19 protein-coding genes are annotated in these 17,640 nt (G+C 43.5%); 7 read left to right on the top strand and 12 right to left on the bottom strand.

The window, feature by feature from the left end; translation table 11 throughout:
• Positions 1-297 precede the first annotated feature (297 nt).
• From ACQ31U_RS11055 to ACQ31U_RS11045, 3 genes are all read right to left on the bottom strand, one after another.
• Positions 298-564: a hypothetical protein gene (locus ACQ31U_RS11055; protein ID WP_431052033.1), complete on the bottom strand. Its 267-nt coding sequence runs from the start codon at positions 562-564 to the stop codon at positions 298-300.
• Positions 565-574: 10 nt separating this feature from the next.
• Positions 575-832: a hypothetical protein gene (locus tag ACQ31U_RS11050; protein WP_431052031.1), complete on the bottom strand. Its 258-nt coding sequence runs from the start codon at positions 830-832 to the stop codon at positions 575-577.
• A 78-nt stretch (positions 833-910) separates the two neighbouring features.
• Positions 911-1,243, bottom strand: a complete 333-nt coding sequence (locus tag ACQ31U_RS11045) for a hypothetical protein (RefSeq protein ID WP_431052029.1) — start codon at positions 1,241-1,243, stop codon at positions 911-913.
• Positions 1,244-1,750: 507 nt separating this feature from the next.
• On the opposite strand from ACQ31U_RS11045, the gene ACQ31U_RS11040 reads away from it, so the two are divergent.
• From ACQ31U_RS11040 to ACQ31U_RS11010, 7 genes are all read left to right on the top strand, one after another.
• Positions 1,751-2,101, top strand: a complete 351-nt coding sequence (locus ACQ31U_RS11040) for a TIGR03757 family integrating conjugative element protein (RefSeq protein WP_431052027.1) — start codon at positions 1,751-1,753, stop codon at positions 2,099-2,101.
• A gap of 8 nt (positions 2,102-2,109) precedes the next feature.
• Positions 2,110-3,060, top strand: coding sequence for a TIGR03756 family integrating conjugative element protein (locus ACQ31U_RS11035; protein WP_431052025.1), 951 nt, complete (start codon positions 2,110-2,112; stop codon positions 3,058-3,060).
• A gap of 16 nt (positions 3,061-3,076) precedes the next feature.
• Positions 3,077-5,071, top strand: a complete 1,995-nt coding sequence (locus ACQ31U_RS11030) for an integrating conjugative element protein (protein WP_431052023.1) — start codon at positions 3,077-3,079, stop codon at positions 5,069-5,071.
• 17 nt (positions 5,072-5,088) lie between these two features.
• Complete coding sequence (locus ACQ31U_RS11025; protein ID WP_431052021.1) at positions 5,089-5,442, top strand: DUF4431 domain-containing protein; 354 nt, start codon at positions 5,089-5,091, stop codon at positions 5,440-5,442.
• Between the two features lie 116 nt (positions 5,443-5,558).
• A complete protein-coding gene (locus ACQ31U_RS11020; RefSeq protein ID WP_431052019.1) occupies positions 5,559-6,038 on the top strand; it encodes a hypothetical protein in 480 nt (159 codons plus the stop codon).
• Positions 6,039-6,567: 529 nt separating this feature from the next.
• Positions 6,568-7,989, top strand: coding sequence for a hypothetical protein (locus ACQ31U_RS11015; RefSeq protein WP_431052017.1), 1,422 nt, complete (start codon positions 6,568-6,570; stop codon positions 7,987-7,989).
• A 179-nt stretch (positions 7,990-8,168) separates the two neighbouring features.
• Positions 8,169-8,477, top strand: coding sequence for a hypothetical protein (locus ACQ31U_RS11010; RefSeq protein ID WP_431052015.1), 309 nt, complete (start codon positions 8,169-8,171; stop codon positions 8,475-8,477).
• Positions 8,478-8,524: 47 nt separating this feature from the next.
• Here ACQ31U_RS11010 and ACQ31U_RS11005 read toward each other — a convergent pair whose 3' ends face one another.
• Genes ACQ31U_RS11005 through ACQ31U_RS10965 form a run of 9 tightly spaced genes read right to left on the bottom strand, consistent with a single transcriptional unit; the run spans position 8,525 to position 17,612 of the window.
• The gene (locus tag ACQ31U_RS11005; RefSeq protein WP_431052013.1) at positions 8,525-10,039 is read right to left on the bottom strand and encodes a conjugal transfer protein TraG N-terminal domain-containing protein; all 1,515 of its coding nucleotides are present in this window, start codon (positions 10,037-10,039) and stop codon (positions 8,525-8,527) included.
• Positions 10,040-10,049: 10 nt separating this feature from the next.
• A complete protein-coding gene (locus ACQ31U_RS11000; RefSeq protein ID WP_431052012.1) occupies positions 10,050-10,394 on the bottom strand; it encodes a hypothetical protein in 345 nt (114 codons plus the stop codon).
• Positions 10,378-10,878 (bottom strand): hypothetical protein, encoded by a 501-nt coding sequence (locus tag ACQ31U_RS10995; RefSeq protein ID WP_431052010.1) that lies wholly within the window; start codon positions 10,876-10,878, stop codon positions 10,378-10,380. Before ACQ31U_RS10995 ends, ACQ31U_RS11000 begins: the two co-directional genes overlap by 17 nt.
• Entirely contained in the window at positions 10,857-13,736 is a 2,880-nt protein-coding gene (locus tag ACQ31U_RS10990) for a conjugative transfer ATPase (protein ID WP_431052008.1), read from the bottom strand. Before ACQ31U_RS10990 ends, ACQ31U_RS10995 begins: the two co-directional genes overlap by 22 nt.
• Positions 13,737-13,753: 17 nt before the next feature.
• On the bottom strand, positions 13,754-14,149 hold the full coding sequence (locus tag ACQ31U_RS10985) for a TIGR03751 family conjugal transfer lipoprotein (RefSeq protein WP_431052007.1): 396 nt from the start codon (positions 14,147-14,149) through the stop codon (positions 13,754-13,756).
• Between the two features lie 27 nt (positions 14,150-14,176).
• A complete protein-coding gene (locus ACQ31U_RS10980; RefSeq protein ID WP_431052005.1) occupies positions 14,177-15,646 on the bottom strand; it encodes a TIGR03752 family integrating conjugative element protein in 1,470 nt (489 codons plus the stop codon).
• Between the two features lie 19 nt (positions 15,647-15,665).
• Entirely contained in the window at positions 15,666-16,592 is a 927-nt protein-coding gene (locus ACQ31U_RS10975; RefSeq protein ID WP_431054338.1) for a TIGR03749 family integrating conjugative element protein, read from the bottom strand.
• A gap of 22 nt (positions 16,593-16,614) precedes the next feature.
• Positions 16,615-17,253: a PFL_4703 family integrating conjugative element protein gene (locus ACQ31U_RS10970; protein ID WP_431052003.1), complete on the bottom strand. Its 639-nt coding sequence runs from the start codon at positions 17,251-17,253 to the stop codon at positions 16,615-16,617.
• Entirely contained in the window at positions 17,250-17,612 is a 363-nt protein-coding gene (locus tag ACQ31U_RS10965) for a TIGR03750 family conjugal transfer protein (protein ID WP_431052002.1), read from the bottom strand. Before ACQ31U_RS10965 ends, ACQ31U_RS10970 begins: the two co-directional genes overlap by 4 nt.
• Positions 17,613-17,640 lie beyond the last annotated feature (28 nt).

The raw sequence follows: 17,640 nt of genomic DNA, 5'->3' as shown, positions 1-17,640 counted from the left end.
TCGGGTTTTATTCAACAGGCTTCCGCCAAGTTGAACGGTGTGTTTAAATGCTGCATCAGATAATGTCCCTATGGGAAGCTATTCCTATAGGACAAAAGGTAAAAGATAGTGGTAAAAATCGGGAATTATTCCCGATAAGGGTAATTCGGCAGATTGCCGATGTTAATTAATTGGTTGGTTTTTGATCGCTTTTAGTTGGCTCGTCCGGTCTTGGAAAGGCATCTGTAATAAAGACAAATGCCGTAAACAGAACGACCGCAAGTGTCAGACCGCCAACCATAATCACTAAGGGCATATTCATTTTATATCTCCGATTCGCGTATTTTTATTCAGGTTATGTGTGAAAAGTATACCACATAACCAAATAATCATACTGCACGTAAACAGAAAAAATGAATCCTTCGCAGATAGTTCGTCATTAGGGAGAACTAAGCCAGCCACGCTAATTGCAGCCATGGTTGAGCCTACCTTCCTAAAATCTTCTGAAACCGCTTCAAAGGCTTTTGTGCTTAATCTGAAATGACAGATTTTTTGGGTTAATGTTGAAATTTTTCGTTTCATCATTCACCGCACTTTAACGATCTAATATCCAGCAATCCGCTTTATGCGGATGCCGAATATAGTGAAAAACCAAAAAATACCGATTATTTTCTGATACATCATAAACAAATAAATTCGGTGTTTTATTCCGATTTAACTGCGCTTGCCAGTGAAGCGTTGCCGCCACTAACAATGCAGATAAATATTCGGAATGTCTGTTTTTTGGCAGACCTTTACGTTGAAAAGTTGCCAATAGTTCGCTATGAGCGCGATGACCTAGTGTTAATTGCATCAGTTTCTCCTTAAGCTGTACGGAGAAACCGATTCCTATACGGAAAGGTTTTCCGTACAGGCTACTGTGGCTATGTCATTAACTCAATAATACCGCAGTTGCGATACTACCTAGTAATAATGTACCAACACTCGAAATCACAAGATAAATTGTGTATTTCCGTTTTAACAGCGCAGTTTGTTGGGCTAAACGTTGTTGGTATTCAACTTGCTTATTTAGCAAAACCGATTGTTCAACACCACTTTTCACCGAGCGATAAGCCTGTGTTGTCGTGTTTTTGGCTTTCAGAAACAAGCGTCCAAGATTTTCACCCAATTTATGAAAATTGGACTGCGTTTGCTCTTCAACGAACAGATCATCTTCATCGAAGAAGTCATCATTCGTCATGCTTTTATGAGTCGGGTGAGTCATAACATGCTCCTTAATTAATAATAACCAAGGAAACTCACCCGCCGGGTTCGTTTCCCCGGTCGGGATAAATGTCGATAAACGACATTTGGGTTTGAAGTAAACACTCATAAGTTAAAAACTTACTGCCTGTTTCAGAGTGCGCTAGGCATTTGGGATGGTCATTTTCTCTACGAGAACTGCACGTTTCAGACCGGGTGCTTGGGCTTAAGTGCTATCAACGATAGCGGCTTACTTTGAAACTGTTAAAATTATGGACGTTTAATTTAACGGTTGTCAATAACAAATTTATCTTTTTTTCTAAAAAATACGTCAGATCAAAAAATTGTTTTAATTTGAAATATAATTTTTGATTAACCTTCATTACACATTTTCTTACGATAGCCTCACCCATGCTCTCTTTAAGGATTTATGATGAAGTTTCCACACCATTTCCTTTTGCTGTGTTTAATCAGTGCTAGTGTTTGCGCGGATGATAACCGGTCTAATCTACCATCCACGGATGTCACGATGACCGTTTACACTACACAGCAATATGCGATTCAGTCTCCAGAATTGGCGGCACAGATTTATTATTTAGATATGGTCGATAAACTAGAAGACCAATTTTCTGAGCAATTCCAATTAAGCAATCAACCAGAGATGGCAGAAAAACAAGCAAAAGCCTTGCTGTCTTCGCCAGAATGGATACAGCACGAAACCGCACTTAAACAGGCTTATGAGGGCATTTCACAGGCATGGCAACACGGTATTATGAAAGTGCCGGCAATTTTATTCTCCTCAAATTCAGCGCCTCAAGATAACCAAGTGATGTATGGCATCACTGATCTACAGCGCGCGATTGAAATCTACTATGAATGAGGAATAGCATGAAAAAACTGCCCCATTATTTATTAACAATAGGCCTGTCCCTTTCAGGCATCACTTTCTCTGATGAAACGGCTGCCGCGAGTATTAATACCGCCCAGATCATGGCATCAAGCGCCTCAACAAGTTGCATGGAGTACCAAACTGTCGGTATTTGTTATTGGCTTTACTGTTCCTACACGGGTTGCCGTGTTCGTACATCGGTTAAAGTGCGCCATTTTTTACCAGAGCAAGTTGTTTCTGCGTATAACCACGGCGGACAAAATCCTTGGAAAGAAATCAAAAGTCTCGGCAAAGGCATCGATGGCGGTGATTATCAAGACAAACCTCATACCAAACAGTATTCACAACTCACGTTTAAAAACGTTGATGTTATCGGACATCCTCTCGGGGCAATCACACAGCTGCTCAGTAAAACGGGTTATTACTGTAAAAGCCAAAGTTTCTCGTTTAAACCGCACTTTTTAAGTGGACTTGATGTGCTTGCTTGGCGCGCCGGCATACCCGAATCCTTCTATCCGGAAGCGATAACACCGGGCATGCGTGAGATTGGTGGTTTAGACGATATGTGGGGAAATATTTACCCACGCGCCGGCAATGTTACCCAAGTTCATCCTTATAAAGCTGCAGCAGTTACGGCACAACGTGCCGCCGATATTATCTCCCGTAGTGGGCAGTTGCATATTTATATTCCAGCCGCGCAAAAAGCACAACAAGAAAACGGTTGGTGGCCGCCGCCCCCCGTGAAAGAAGGTGATGAACGCAGCCATAAATGGCAGATGCTCACACCGAAAATGGAAAAGTCTTGTGCCATCTTTCCTGATCGCAATGCGACGGATGCATACGCAGACAAGCATTCGGTTGAGCAAGATTATGCCTGGGCGCTGTGGCGACCTTACTCTTGCTGTAAGCGGCGCGGGCAGAAATTTTTATTTAGTACCGATTTTCGATAGCTGAAAGGATCATATTATGACTATTCGACACAACAAACCCATACTGTATTTTTCAATATCTGCAGTCATGGTAACGCTCTTCTGTTTTTCAGAAAATAGCTTTGCCAATTCCTATAGTACACAACAAGCTGGATCAGTTTTATCTGATAAGGTTTACTACCAAATCGGCGGCGGCTCGGCTGTGATGACCCCGCCATCACGTAAACGCCCACATGAATTATCAATTGGGCTCGGCTGGAATGCAAATCTAATGTGTGGTAATTTTGATATTAAAACCACCGTTAGAAATCAATTAAATGGCATCACTGAGGGTTTCAAGGACTTGATGGGCAATGTTGTTCAGTCGGCAACCGGCGCAGTTGCCAGCCTACCGGCAATGGTCATACAGCGCGCCAATCCACAGCTTTATGATTTGCTCACCAACGGCGTGCTACAAGGACGTTTAGATTTTGATGCCGCTAAAACCAGTTGTGAAGAACTTGCCAACAAAGCCGCCGATTATTTGGGCGATTCTGGTTGGGGAATGATGGCAAAAACACAAAATTATCAACGTGTCGCTGAAACGCAAAAAGATGCAATACAAGCCAAAAAACAAGCTGAAAAAGATGATGGATCAAAGGGAGTAAAATGGGTGGGTGGTAAGCAAAAAGGTGGTAAAGGGCAACAACCACTAAAAATGCTAGAAGATGCCGCAAAAGCCGGCTTTAATGTCGCTAATGGCTTAGCCGTAACTAATCAAGCCGCCGTGACACCACAACAATGTGACGGTATGTTGTGTACGACCTGGAAAACCCCACAAGAAGCTGCCGACTGGGCAACGCGTGTCTTGGGTGATGTACATAAAACCACCTGCAATGAATGTGGTGAACAAAAATCCAAAGCTGGTACAGGGCTTGCGCCTATCATTGAAGAAGAAAATATCAAAACACTCGTTATTTTAGAAGAAACACTGAATGCCGTGAACCCCATACCATCACAACTCCAACAAATCGGTTCAACTGCGATTCAAATCACACGTGGATTAGTCGAGGCGCTCAAAGATGATTCGGATGTCGTTGTGCTTTCAAGTCGGCTTGCAAGTGAAATCGCGATTTCAAAAACCTTAGAAAAAGCCCTGTTAGCACGGCGTACAATCCTTGCTGGTATGCGCGAACCGAATATTGCTGCCAATGAAATTGCACAAAAAGAGCTTGAAAAAAATCTCTTAATGTTAGATAGGGAAATCGAGCAAACCAAAATGGAAATGGAACTACAACGCTCAATTGCCGGCAACACCGCAATGGCGATTTTGGAAAAACGTATTCATGAGCAGCAAAAAGCCTTAGAAAGTAATGTATCAGACGATACCGATAAACGTATGCGGGCATTGAGTGGAAATATCGAAGATGCTAAAGCGGATAATAGTAACGGTGGCAAAATCAATATCAAATCCCATTATATTCGCTTGAATATTCCGACTTCAACTGGTGGCTTAGGCAGTATCAACGGCGCATATAGCGGCTCTCGTGGTGGGAATGGCGGCATCGTCAGCGGTCGGGGATTACAAGCCTATGAAACTAATAATGCTTATGCCGATGGGCGAGCCACGATTTATAAAACGGCGGATGGCAAGCTGATTCGGCGCGAAGGCGGTACACTGGCTTGGCGAAATAACAACCCGGGCAATATTCGTGCCGGTGAATTTGCACAACGTTACGGCGCAATTGGTGTCGGTCCAAGCGGTTTTGCTATTTTCCCTGATGCTGAAACCGGTGAAAGAGCTATTCATGCATTGTTAAAAACAAGGGATTATAATAACCAAACAATCGCCGGTGCAATTGAACGCTACGCACCACGTAATGAAAATAATACCGACCTGTATATAAGCATGGTAACATCAACGACCGGACTTGACAAAAATACACCAATGAGTTCATTATCAGATGAGCAGCGTCGCCATATCGTTAATGCCATTCGTACGAAAGAAGGTTGGAAAGAAGGTTCATCAAAAGAGCACACCCCATCAGGTTAATTAAGTAAGGAGAATATATGAAAAAAATCACCGTTGTATTCGCGACGCTTTTATGTGGATTTAGTGTATTTTCGCTAGCTGATAATCCAACGCAAGTTAATTACAGCACGCCACTCACTTTACAAGGCAACATCAAAAAAGAGAACGGTTATCCGATGCTACATCTCGCTGCACCGGGTATTAATCTCCGAGGTGGCGAAGAGTCGTTTTATCCCAACATCGATGGCGTGAGAAAACTGCAAATCGTCTGGTCTGGTAAAAAGCTGCCGGTTGGTTGTGTTTTTGCTGAGGGAACATTATTCGGGGCTGAAACCGCACACCATAAAACCGATGTGTTAATTGAGCTAAAGACGTATAAACCTTGCCCATAAAACAAACAAAGCGCACAGTCGTGCGCTTTTACACAGTTTGTATTCCTCTCGCTTTGTGATACATTGATCGACCTTTAATAAAATTCTTGCTTTTCCAGTTCAATTTATAATATATCATGATTCAGAATGACTTAGATTTGCCAGTTGATGATTACTTGATTAAGTATACTAACCCTAATGAGCAAATATGCTTAATTGGCTATTTTCCTGCTACAAATCATATTTTAGTTGAGGGAGAAATCTGGTTGTCTAGAGGAGCACATCTGCATAAATACGGTTTGGATCACATATGGCAAGGCAGACGTACTGCCTTAATACGATTAAAAATTGTAACAGTGAGAGAAGTTATTAATCATCTAATTTCAATTTTAAATCGACGAACACCAATTTACCCAGAAATCAAAGATACTAAAACAGCAGTTGTCAAAACAACTAGTGGAGCTGTAATCATTGAAAAAATTGAAGATGGGAATGAGCATTCTTTTTATAGCGCAGTAACATTACTCACAGCAACACGTGCTGCGCCGCTAAATGTACAAGGGCGTTGGGGCAATAAACCGCTTAACCACATTAAAAAAGATTGTCAAAAAATTTGAATGATTTTATAATATACACACTGCAAGAGCTATAGTTAATCTGGAAGCGATGAATAGGCAGATTAGCTACATGGCAGGGAGTTACTCGCTTAACTCTGTGATTTAGTGATCTGGGTAGCCAGATCCAACATAGGGCAAATATCTGTAGTTTCTGCAGATCCTATGGTAAAACCGCCTCGGCTATTTCACCAATTAAGGCTATATTGATAGGCCCTGTTTACACAGGGCTTTTTCATATCTGCAAATCAACAGTTTTTTATCATATTAAGTATCGTTATATACCGTCGCAAAAATACTATTTTCTCAGGCTTACGAAAATACCCATAAACAACGCCTATTTATTACCATCGCAGTACTCTGAAAAATGCTAGTAAACTAAACCATTTTGCAATACATCTATTGATTAAATTCATTGATAAAAATAAATCTGATAACTTGTTCTTGTTGTAGGCAAAGTATATATTGGACGTGCTTAGTTACAAATTCACTTTGATATTAAGAACTTATTACTAATTGACTGGAGCTTGTTATGAAATCACTTGCAAAACTTAGTCTTATCCTTTGTACTTCTCTCTTCATTACCGCCTGTGACGACGATAAAACTGTTACATTGGAAAAACCTGCGGTACTCTTTAATTTAGCGCCAGCCCAAGTTGAAAGGAGCTTTTATTACTGGGACAGCAAAACGGTAGAACAGCTCAAAAGTTTGTCAAAATCCTATCAGCAGTTGGGACAATTAGCGATCAGCTATGACATGGTTGCAAATGAAAAACTGCCAAAATTTCCCGATTTTTCCGGTTTTGATTCGGCTTCCTTGTCTGATTTAAAAAGCAAATACCAGCAAGTCTTATTTGAAGCCACTGAGCTCAAAGAAGAGGTTGAACTCAAGATTGAAATGGATCAGGAGTTGCTAAAAAAGCAAGTTGATTTGGCAAAAGACCGGCACTCTGCACAAAGTGCCTTATTCTCACAGTACCTTGAAAAATTAACGCCACTGCGTCAGAAAAAGGCAGATATTGAAGCACAGCGTGATGCCAGTGATAAAACAATCAATGAGCTACTGAATAGCTCAGTGGCAGCAATTAATAAAATTATTGTTGATGAAGGGATTCCAATCGATATTTTGAAACCTAATGCACTATCCCATTTTCGTTATCAAGCCAATAAACCGTGTAAAGCGGAAGGCATGAGTATCGACGGCTCATATACCGAGATTATGCTCCATCATCAAAATATTTGTTTTATGACTTCTTTCAGAATGGACTCGCAATATTCCCCTGTTTTTGTCAAAAATACCGACCTTCCCTCTCTGTTGTCAGCAAATTTCCTCGGCATTATTCAAGAACAAATTGCGCAAGGAAAGGTAGATGTCGAGCAATTTAAAAATACTGGCTATCGATATGAATTATCTGCTCTCAATAAGCAAATTCATGATGAAGAAATCATTGCACGCAATAAGAATAACGGTGTGAATGAAAATCACCTTTCCTATCAAGTCGAGCAAGCAGAACGCAATTATTTCGATCTTGTCATGCAGTTGGATCGCTATAAGACAGAGCGTGATGCTTATTTAGAGCGCGAATTTAATATTAAATTCCGCAATATGCTTTCTTTAGAATTGTTATATAGCGAAATGGCGGTATTTTATGGTGATGTTATCGACCGCATTTCCCAGCAAAAATCTGCTCCCTCGCAGGCTGCCTATCAAAAAATCAGTGTCGATGTCAAAAAAGCGCAACCTTATGTGTTGATTGAAGATAAAGTCACAAATTACACACAATATTTCTTTGTGAATACAGCCAACTTGATGAAACACAAAAAATATGCTGATAAAGACACCATCTTGCTTGATGATTTACAACAAGATCGAATTGTGACAATAAACCACGTCAAATCCAAACCAGAAACATTGCCAGTAGATATCATTTATACGCTCTCGCAAATTGATTAAAACCTTGATCAAAATGCTGTCGAGAAAACGTGAAAACAGCGGTCGCACATCAAGATAATTCACGTTTTCTCGCTTCAATTTAGCCACAAAAATACTGTTTCCCCTCACTTTTTTAGCTTGTTTTTTATGCAGGTAAAGTATATATTGAGGACTATCTAAACAATAATTGGGGGGCTGTTATGAAAAAGAATATCGGTTATCGCTTAGGCAGACTGTATCGCAAATTCATGCGCTGGCAGCACCCAACTGCGTTGAAATGGCTGTATGTCATCGCCGTGACCGCACTTGTCTGTTATTTTCTGAGTGTGTTTGTACTGATTGCTGGCGTTATCGCTGCGTTCTGGCTTTCGAATACGAAACCATCTGATTTTTCATTGTTAAAAATTTATAGTCATAGTGGATATACTCCTGACTGGGGAACTGGTTATTATAAAAATGGCGAGATAAATTGGGATGATCCTATTTGGTATGATGACAATGAAGTTTAAGTAATTAATAAGCCGTTTGATATATATTTATCAAACGGCTTTTTTAATTATTTGTTATCTGACATAGCCTCTTTAGTTATACTTACTGAAGTACTAGCTCCTTTCCCACCATTCTCTCTAGCTGCTGAAGTTCCTTCTTTAACTATATTATTGAGGGCTGCTCCAGTATGAATCCCTGCCCACCCCATAGCACCCAACCAGAATGCCGGAAGTGCCAAGAACATCGAGCCCATCACAAAATTGACGACCATATCATCGCTGGTGTTTTGTATGCCTGCCCAGTTCCAGTTTGAATGGGTATCGCTGCTGTAAAGTGCTTCCAACAGCCACGTATCCAGCCAACGTGCCAGCTCCCACCAAAATGACAGGAAAAATAAGCCAAATTGAATAAAGGTCATGGTCATAATTACCTTGATGTCGTAGGCACTGAACAATGTCACTAAGGGAATACAGATCACCAATGCCATAATCAAGAAGCCTTGAACCATCGGCAATGCCTGTCGCATTGCGTCAAATGCCGGAAATGCTGCGGTTGCACCAGCGGTCATGCCGACAAATGATGCAACACGGCTGAAGGCATTAGACAAGCTAAAATCCACGCTTCCACCGTAGCCGGAATAAGCATTACCAGTCGAGACTTCGATATTTTCAGGGCGCACCAGGCTGCGGATAATATTGTCCTCGTAGTCTTTTTGACCAGAGAATAATTTATTGATACTGCCTAGCACACCTGGCTTAAACTCCGCCAATAGCCGTGATTTTAAACCAGCTTTATCATCTGCCCACCACTGTTTACAGGTCGGAAATCCTCCGTCACCGGTGTTTGGTAACCCGGCATCTCGCGTTGCGTTATACGCCCATTGCTTTCGCGGTGCATGAGAACGGTAGCTGTCATACAGCCCCTCGGAATTGAGCAACAGGCTAGAGCCGATCCAATCCACATCGTTGGCTTGCACTTCGTTTAGCTCAATTTGCTGCCGTTTGATTTTGGTTCGTGCCGGCACAAAACACTGTTCGACAAAATCACGCACTTCTTGCAATAGCACCGGACTGCTGATTTTCGTGTGCTGCACATCAAATCGGATTTGGCGTAGATCCGGTTTACACGGAATACTCGCAACCGCAGCCTGTGTCACCGCTTTGTTTAAGGTGTGGGTAAATCCCCACCAAATCGGCACAGAAGCACTCTTACCGCCCATTTCGGTTTGCACATTAGAAAACTGGGTATTCGATGTATCCACAATGGTATAACCGCATTGCTTCGAGCGTTCGACATCCATTTTGATGTTATGAATAGTAATTTTCAACATCGGGACACAGGTAAAGAAAATCACCACAAGGCTCACATAAAAGGCGTGCTCTAGCCGCGCTAACAACAGTTTCCCTTTATTACCCTCATCATCGCCCTCTTCACGCACTTTCAACCACAATCGGACCAAGTGAGCAAGAAACGGCGTCGCGAATAAGCCTGTTTCGGTAAACACATGCCATAAGGCATTGTTGATAATCCAGCTTAGCAACGTCAGGAAATACTCAAAATAACTGTTCACATACATATTCATAGTATTTCTCCTATGCTGTGAGTTGTAAGATATTCGCAAGCTCCGCAACCACAATGAGCGCAATCGCCCAACGAATGATCGGCATCACATTAATATTTTTCTGATGACGGTGAATCTCATAGATGATCCAAGCTATCGTCGAATAAAGAATGAGGCGAAGTCCGAGCCAAAAATACCACGTGGATTTTAGCCATTCATTAATGCCGGCAACTTGGGGTAAATAGTTCATTGCCAACCAGGCCAATAACATCACAGCTAACAAGATCAGCAATAACTTAGAACAAAACAGCATAGTAAAAAGTATCTTGCGTGATTTTCGTACAGATTGCGTATCCACTTTAATGTCCACTTTCATTCGTTTTCTCCACATTATTATGTACAGGAATTGGGGATAACTGCGCTGACATCGGTAGTCCCAAGGATCGCCGCAAATACTCAGCAAACCAAAAGCTATCGATGTAATCCACCATGTCCATATACAATCGATACTGCCGTTTAGCGGTCGGCATTCGTGGCCAAGCAATGCGCCCCGTGATGTTTAAAGTGAGGTTAAACTGGCTTTTATCGCCCTGAATGCGGATCATCAAATAGCGTTCATCCATGATGCGGTACGGTTTCAGCATAAAGGTGCGTGCAACCCCAATCACGGCTTGTACATAGCTCAACAGTTCGATGTAGTGAGATTGGTATTGCGGATTGATCGCAATTGCCTGCTGCGGTGTGGTAATGCCGGAATCAAATAACCGCACTTCGTGGCGTGATATGTCACAACTATTCTGTTTGCTAGCTGCTTTTCTTGCTGTTCGATTTGGCGTTTTTACGCCGCTTGTTTTAGACATGGCTCAATCCCCCTCCCTTCATCAATGCGAGCAGCAACGTGCATTGCCGCTTCTAATTCTGAGATATTGAACTTTTTCATCAATGTCATCCGCTCGGCTTTTTCCTCTGGCTCGGTCATTGCCAGCGCAAGATACAAACTCGGCGGCACAACGCGGAACAGTGCTTCCAGCTTATCGGATAACACGACACCCTCGGTGTAATTGCGATCTTTCTTCGCCGAACGGATCAGCGTTTTCTGCTCTTCGGTTAATGGTTTGAAGCGACAGATTTCACTGATTTCATAATCATCGACACCGCAAAGTAGTTCCCACCATTCGAGCATATTGATTAATTTCACCGCGTCTTTCGGGAAGTCTTTCATGTTTTGGGTCGCCAGCCATAGCCAAATGCCAAGTTTCCGCCACATTTTCGACCCCTTGGTTAAAAATCGGGCTAGCAAGGCATTGACGGTGATAATGTGTGCTTCGTCGGTAATATTGACGATCGGTCTGCCAGAATACTGGTATTTTTCACCAAGGCTATTGATGTGATTGATTAAGGAAATATAGGCAATTGCAAGTTGCGATTCATAGCCCTCTCGAGCAAAGGTGGCTAAATCAACCAAGGTAATATCTGCATCGGGCCAGGCTTCACCCTCACTATTAAACAGCTCCGCTTCAAAGCTGCCTGGCTGACAGAACATACCCAGTGACTCTCCCATTTCATAGGCACGCTCACGGCTTTTTTCCGGCAACGATTCATCGTGGCTCATTGTATAAAACGCATCACGCACGTCTTGGGTTAGAGTTTGCCGTTTTTCTTGATAGGTTTTCTCTGCTGCCAAAATAATGGCTTTGCGGATCATGGCTTTATCGGGGCGCGATAACCGCTCGTCTTCTTTAGCCTCACCACCAGTGATCATCAAACGTGCAGTGATTTCCATTTCACCTAAAATATCACGCTGATCGTCGCCTTCTTGTTCGGCTTCTTCGGTTTGCTCTTCTCGTTCTTCCTCCTCGACCGCACTTTCAGATAAACGACGTTTAACTTTTGGATCATTCATTAAGCGGTGACAATCGGCAAAGAGCGATAAGGTGACACCGCTACCTGGTTTTAACGTCACTTTATTGACCGTTAAGCCCAAGGTTGAGGCATATTCCGCCATTAACCCAAATGAGTTCCCCGCCTCGATCACAAATAAACGTGGGCGATGTACCGCCATCAACTGCGCAATTTTACCGTTGAGTGTCGCCGATTTTCCGGCCCCTGTCGGGCCTAAAATCAGGGTGTGTGCATTTTTGGTTCTGTCGAGTTTACTCAATGGATCGAAATCCAGTGGCGCGCCGCCACGGTTAAAATATGAGATGCCAGGGTGTCCTGTACCAGTGGAGCGACCAAATACCGGAATGAGGTTGGCGATATGCTGCACAAAATTGAATTTGGTGTAGAGGTGGTTGCGATCATCTTGCGGATTAAATGACATCGGTAACCAGCGCAGATAGCTGTTTAATGGCGCAACCTCATTGCCTTCCGCAACCGGCACTAAGCCTGAACTGAGCAATGCCGAACGTAAACGACGGCTCTTTGCTCGTAAGTCACGCTCATCTTCGCCCTTAACATAAAACGCCAAGGCACTGTGGTACATTTTGTGTTTTTCTTTTAGGAATACTTGAACCCTGTCACAATCTTGTTTGGCATAGACTGAATCGACATTATCTCCCTTGGCTTTCGATGAAATCGTAGCGAGATGTCGCTCTAATAAATCTTGTGGATAAACCACCATGGTTGAAGACATCACCGTGCCTTCCGGCAGTAAATCGAATAATGCATTGAAATTGTCGCCACGCTTAATTTCACCGGTGATAAGCCCCACTGGTGGCGCACGCCGAATGCTATCAACCACAACCACTTCATGCGGCTTTTCATCAAATAGCCAATATTCCCCTTTCGTTTGCGGCGACTTGACCAACAAGGTTTCGGAAAAATCCTCCCAAATCATTAAATCGTTCGGATCGGTGGGTTGCTCTGGATAGCTACACTGCTGATAAAAATGTTCGGCGGATTCGAACATATCCGGCGCGGGATTAAACCAACGCAGTAGCCATTCGTGGATTTGTTTACCCGTTTGTCGCTCAATGTGCAAACCCGCACTTTGTAACGAATTCACAATCCGTTCACAGGCATTATTCAACGCCTCTAACGGCGATAGCGTTTCATTGGCTTTCGCAGAAACATAGCGATACACCACCATGCGCGTGCGACGAATTTGTCCGCGCCACGGGGTATTTGTCACCATTTTATCGACAAATAAGCCACCGGGCTTTGAAATATCATTCAAATGCTTTTCCATCAAATTCAGCCAAGCATCGCTAAATGCCGTTCCTTTGGCATTCGGCTGAATATAGTGTTCCAATACATCACGATAAGACGCTGCCATCTCATCATCTTGGCAGAAAAACTGCACCACCCAAGGGTTATTATCGAGTTCATCAAACGCGTCTTGTAGCGCATCTTTGACCTGTGTCCGAATTGATTCGAGATATTCAGCCGAGCGTCCTTCTGTGCCAATCGGCTTAATTTCAAACACCGCACCCAGTGAGCGTCCGTCTTCCAGTAACATCACCTGTTGATCATCAATAAACTCCACCCACGGTAAGCGAGAAACGAATGATGATTCTTGTTTTTGTGTTTGCTGATAGGTTTTCATCAGGTAGTCATCGCGTTTGACAAAGTTAATCTTCTGTGCGGTTGTGTCACTTGACTGCATGTCATTCAGAGATGAATCAGTTGTATTGCTGCTGTTTTCATCCTCATTATGCCCAGCGAGTATTGGCGGCGGTATCGTATCTTTCTTGGATTTAAATGGATTTAAGCGCATCAGATAGTCCTTTTTTACTAATAATCACGCGTTCTTTCACCTGGCTGTGCGTATTGCACACGCCCATAAAAGGGAATTACCGTTGAGTAACCAGGAATGGGAATCGGCTCGCCCGTGGGCGATAAATGCGGATAAACGTACATCACTAAATCCGGATTCGGCAGTCGAGGGAAAAGTGCGGTTGCTTCGTTCTCTGCCGTGCGTGTATAACTTTGCTGCTCACTGGAACGAACGGCTTGCGGTGCAATATCACGTGTTAAATCAGCTCGCGATTGAATTAATGTGCCGCTACCGCTGTTTTTCTGCCAGAGTTCCAGCATTGAGCTGTCACCTGGCGGAAGCAATTCATTTTGCGAAGTAGAACACCCACTAAGCATTACACCAAGCGCGACTATCATGATAACTTTTTTCATTTAAACTCTCCTTAAATCCCATTCCTATTAATCCATAGCACCTTGCGTTTGATAGGTTGCATATTTAACCTTGCGACCATCCGGCTCGTAGTCAATCGCTAACTCTTGAGTGATATGCACCGCGACTGTTTGCCCCGGCGGAACATAAATCGCATCAAAGGTCTGACCGTATCGCTGACGTACCCAGTCAGTCGTTTCTGCTAATCCTGCCCCCAACGCTTGTCCTGCTAAATATTTTCCTTGGTCGCCAGTGACTGCACCAACCACGGAATCGCCATTAACGACCGTTGTGGTTTGGCTCTGTGACCACGCCTGTGCCGCCGCTGATGCGCCTCCAAGTAGGAAACTGGTTGCTAAAAACTCCGGCGCATTGGTTTTGCGCGCGCCGGCAATACACGGAATACCATGTGGATCAGACAGCCAGCCAATACTGCTTTCACTACTGTTTTTACTGCCGTTATTGCCGCTCCGGCGATCGTTTGGCAAAGTGCGGACTCGTCCATCATTAAATACCAAAGTCATGCTATTTACCGTGCCGCGTACGCAGGATAACGTCCAGTCGCCGGTAGCTGTTCCGGAGATAATCGCGCCTTCCACTTCGGGTAAATCAATCCCGTTTGCGGTTAAATTTTCTCGCCCAATCAAAATTTTGAACGGATATGGATCGTTTACGACCCCGTTTAACGGCACGCGTCCCAATAGTGCGGTCATTGAAATTGAGCCAACTAAGGTTGAATTTTCCGGTAAGGTATAAACTGGAATAGCTTCTGCTTCACGTGTACTTTTTCCAGTGAAATCTTCGTGCGCTTTTCCGATGGTGGAATCATCTAAGGCTGAAAAAGGATTGGGAAAACGTACGCTATCGGCTTTTTGTCCGCTACTAATCGGGTTACCTTTATGATCGACTTCCTGCATATCTGACGGCATCACCCAGCGCATACCGGAATTAGGACTGGAATTAGAATTAGGTAAACTTTCCCCCTCCAACCCCAAACCAATCGGCATATCACTGCCTTGTTTTGCCGTCGCTATAGTTGATGAAGGTGACTCAACCAAATTGGATAGTTCTGCAATACGGCGTTCTAATTCACTGACTAAACTGTCAGTTCGGTGTTGAAAGGCATTTTCAAACTCGACCGACATATTTTGCCGCTCGCGAGAAATCACCTCTGCAACTTTGGAATCAACATCGGTCGCTTGCCGTTGTAATTCTTTGTTTCGACGTGCTAAATCAGCATTCTGGGTTTTAATCTCAGCAATATCCTGCCGTGTCGCTTTCACTGTACCGATAAGTGTTCTGACAGTATCGTGCGGCGTATCACCATCAATACCGAGTGCGCGTAGCTCTTCCGGTTTTAAATCGTTGATGGTGTAATTTTCAACCGAACTTTCATTCGACTGGGATGATTTTGTGAAGGCTTTAATCCCAATAATGGCAGCCACAGCGAGTACCCCTGGGACTAGAATTTTTAACATGCCGTTTTGTTTCAGTTTCATATTTCACTCCCAAGGCTTGCTATTCAATGACTTGCTGTGTTGTATTCACCGTGGTTTTTATCATCTTTTTCACGGTTTTTTTCACTGGTTTTGCCTTATTTTGTTGATTAGCCGCTGGAATGACGGCCTTATCGGCACTGCCTACGGTGATTAAATACAACGTTGTCGTATCTTCCGATGTGCCGTTAATCCCAAGCCACTGATGTTGAAAGGTTGCTGCATAGAAACGTCCTTGCAAATCGCGTGGATCAAGCGTAATACGAGTGGCAGAACGGTTTTTTAAACGAATAGCGGTCACTACATATTCCCCTAGCTGCCAACTTTCTAACGGCGTTGCAGTAATTGGAGCAGCCGGCAATAAGGTCGTGAGCATTTTCGGCAAGCGTGTTGCAACGCGACGAACGCCTTCTAACGGTTCAACCGTTCTTAACGGCGCGTAAAGGGATTGTGCGGCATAGCGCGTCAATGCTGCCGGAATCGGTAAACTTGGTTTAGGATTAATCGAAGCAGAAGCTGATGATAGGGATTCCCTTTCCACATCTACAGAGGGCATTTTCACCGCGCGATTACTTTCAACAGCGACATCGTAAAGAATACGAATTGGCTCTTGTGTACTGCGTGCCTCTACATTCGACGTTGTAGCTTGGCTTTGCACATCGAGTAGAATAATTTCGCCAGTTGCCATATCTTGCAACTGCAACCGTGTTTTCTCAAACGGTTGCGTCGGTTTTAAATAGAGTGCGCCGCCGGCATTTTGAATTCGCAGTTTATTATCTAAAATAGGTGGGTATCCGACTTTCACATTGCGATCAACGAAAATAATCCGCTCGTTATCAACGGATAAACTGATCGGAATCGGTGTGCGTTGCCACTTCACCAACACTTCTGCTTGCGCAAAGAAAACGGTGAACAGGCCTAATATACCGAATAAAAATTGTTGTTTCATTTTCATGTGATAACCTCTACATTTACTTTGTCAGTTCTTCGGTGGCACGCTCTAATCGTTTCGGCGTTTCCGAATAACAATTTAATGCCAGTCCCCATGGATTAGCCTCCAAATCCACGTCATATCTGACGACGTGCAATGGATAGCGCACGAGTGAACGTTTAACCGCTTCGTCGCCATAATATTCATCAGTACTGAGATCGAGGTTTACAATCCAATCATCCTGACTGAGTACTTGTACGCGATCTTGCGAAAAACCACGTCCAGGAATTTCATACACTCCGCGCACCCGTTTAGTCAGCTCACCGTAGCTGTCACGCTCTTTATAATCACGCTCCAAATAGTCTTGGCAGCTTGGTGTGAGATAAGCACGCAATGCTGAAATATTGCGCTTATAGTCTTCTTTACCGTCTGTCGGCCATCGATTGAGTTGCTGAAAAATATAAAAGCTGAAACCATAGACATTTGCCGGCGGAATTTCCCACCACGGGCGCTGACTGCCAGCTTTTAAATCCGGCGGTATATGAATTTGTAAACGGCTAGGCGCATTTCCCCAGCCGACCGCCAGCACAGCGATAACGAAAAATAATCCAACAATCACAATACGCAGTGTTTTGATATGATTGTCTTTATCTTTCAAAATGTTTTTATAGATACTCATTTTGTTCCTCTACGTATTGACCAGTAACGTTTGGTTTCGCTGATCGGGATTAATAATCGGTTTCGTCCGAACTTCATTTCTATCCAACGCGGAAACCATGTATCGGGCTTCCCGCGTTTTTTACGCGCGATGACATTGCCACCGCTCAACACAAAGACAAAAGCAAATAGCAACGCGAGTGTCGGGATTAATGCCCATTCGCCGACCAAAATTGCAGCAGCAATACCCAGTACGAATCCAAATACAAAACCGCTACCAAACATGATAAACAGCTCAGAATTAGTCATACCGCGAAAAATCACTGGTTGGCGATTAAGACGCTCTGGCAAAAAATCAATGGTTGCATTTTTACTCGACATCGCGTGACTCCTTGTTTATCTGAATGAA

The sequence above is a fragment of the Testudinibacter sp. TW-1 genome (assembly GCF_050613185.1).
In the GTDB taxonomy this organism is placed as follows: domain Bacteria; phylum Pseudomonadota; class Gammaproteobacteria; order Enterobacterales; family Pasteurellaceae; genus Chelonobacter.
Note: the sequence above shows the minus strand (reverse complement) of the source record. Positions and strands in the feature narration are given on the sequence as shown.

Coding starts and splice junctions, on each gene's coding strand:
- ACQ31U_RS10975 (WP_431054338.1), bottom strand. CDS start 16,592: ATGAAACAACAATTTTTATTCGGTATATTAGGCCTGTTCACCGTTTTC.
- ACQ31U_RS10970 (WP_431052003.1), bottom strand. CDS start 17,253: ATGAGTATCTATAAAAACATTTTGAAAGATAAAGACAATCATATCAAA.
- ACQ31U_RS10990 (WP_431052008.1), bottom strand. CDS start 13,736: ATGCGCTTAAATCCATTTAAATCCAAGAAAGATACGATACCGCCGCCA.
- ACQ31U_RS11040 (WP_431052027.1), top strand. CDS start 1,751: ATGACCGTTTACACTACACAGCAATATGCGATTCAGTCTCCAGAATTG.
- ACQ31U_RS11020 (WP_431052019.1), top strand. CDS start 5,559: ATGATTCAGAATGACTTAGATTTGCCAGTTGATGATTACTTGATTAAG.
- ACQ31U_RS11050 (WP_431052031.1), bottom strand. CDS start 832: ATGCAATTAACACTAGGTCATCGCGCTCATAGCGAACTATTGGCAACT.
- ACQ31U_RS10980 (WP_431052005.1), bottom strand. CDS start 15,646: ATGAAACTGAAACAAAACGGCATGTTAAAAATTCTAGTCCCAGGGGTA.
- ACQ31U_RS11045 (WP_431052029.1), bottom strand. CDS start 1,243: ATGACTCACCCGACTCATAAAAGCATGACGAATGATGACTTCTTCGAT.
- ACQ31U_RS10995 (WP_431052010.1), bottom strand. CDS start 10,878: ATGTCTAAAACAAGCGGCGTAAAAACGCCAAATCGAACAGCAAGAAAA.
- ACQ31U_RS11015 (WP_431052017.1), top strand. CDS start 6,568: ATGAAATCACTTGCAAAACTTAGTCTTATCCTTTGTACTTCTCTCTTC.
- ACQ31U_RS11055 (WP_431052033.1), bottom strand. CDS start 564: ATGATGAAACGAAAAATTTCAACATTAACCCAAAAAATCTGTCATTTC.
- ACQ31U_RS11025 (WP_431052021.1), top strand. CDS start 5,089: ATGAAAAAAATCACCGTTGTATTCGCGACGCTTTTATGTGGATTTAGT.
- ACQ31U_RS11000 (WP_431052012.1), bottom strand. CDS start 10,394: ATGAAAGTGGACATTAAAGTGGATACGCAATCTGTACGAAAATCACGC.
- ACQ31U_RS11005 (WP_431052013.1), bottom strand. CDS start 10,039: ATGAATATGTATGTGAACAGTTATTTTGAGTATTTCCTGACGTTGCTA.
- ACQ31U_RS11010 (WP_431052015.1), top strand. CDS start 8,169: ATGAAAAAGAATATCGGTTATCGCTTAGGCAGACTGTATCGCAAATTC.
- ACQ31U_RS10965 (WP_431052002.1), bottom strand. CDS start 17,612: ATGTCGAGTAAAAATGCAACCATTGATTTTTTGCCAGAGCGTCTTAAT.
- ACQ31U_RS11030 (WP_431052023.1), top strand. CDS start 3,077: ATGACTATTCGACACAACAAACCCATACTGTATTTTTCAATATCTGCA.
- ACQ31U_RS10985 (WP_431052007.1), bottom strand. CDS start 14,149: ATGAAAAAAGTTATCATGATAGTCGCGCTTGGTGTAATGCTTAGTGGG.
- ACQ31U_RS11035 (WP_431052025.1), top strand. CDS start 2,110: ATGAAAAAACTGCCCCATTATTTATTAACAATAGGCCTGTCCCTTTCA.